We start from the raw sequence: 650 nt of genomic DNA on the forward strand, positions 1-650 counted from the left end.
ATCTAATTCATAGCATTTTTGATTGCTTGTTTCTTCAATTGTATATCTGCTCCAACTGTCTTCACCGTCAATATCCGATGTCGAATACATACTCGTACGAAAGCCAAACCACGAATAAACAGCAGGAGCCTCATCACGCAGCATTACATATATAAATCCGTAAGGCTCAAACTCAACAAGAAAATAGTTCAATTCATCATTCTCATTGTATAACGGATATACGCTAAAACTTGTATAAGCGGTGGCATCCGTCATAAATCGTTTTTCTATACGTTCCGTCACACGTTGAACATGCTCTTCCTCTGTAAACGTATTAGCCTTTTTCGAGCAGGCACATAAGCAACCGAGCACTGCAATTATGTTAATAACTACAATAAATTCGACAATTATTCTTTTTATTTTTATCATAATTTCAACTCCTTTTATCTTTAATTAACGTAAGTAATCCTTTCGTTTTATTTTTATTCTGTTCTTGAGTGTATTTAACCCTGCTCCCATTTTGCATAGAGCCTTACTTTTTCTTGCTTGTCTGCTGTTTCTTGAAACATTCGAATAATGTCTTCCTTAAACACGGAAAACTCAATATCTTCGGGTGGATCGTACTTACCGACCACCTCGGCAACAGAGTGTTGCTCAAACTGAGGAATTTT

General features: G+C 36.3%; 1 protein-coding gene. It reads right to left on the reverse strand.

Translation table 11 applies throughout. The features are described from left to right. Nucleotides 1–408 (reverse strand): hypothetical protein (locus tag RR062_06175; protein ID MEG2027286.1); only part of this gene is annotated, 408 nt, incomplete at its 3' end. Between the last annotated feature and the right edge of the window lie 242 nt (nt 409–650).

Source organism: Clostridia bacterium, assembly GCA_036654455.1.
GTDB lineage: Bacteria > Bacillota > Clostridia > Christensenellales > CAG-314 > JAVVRZ01.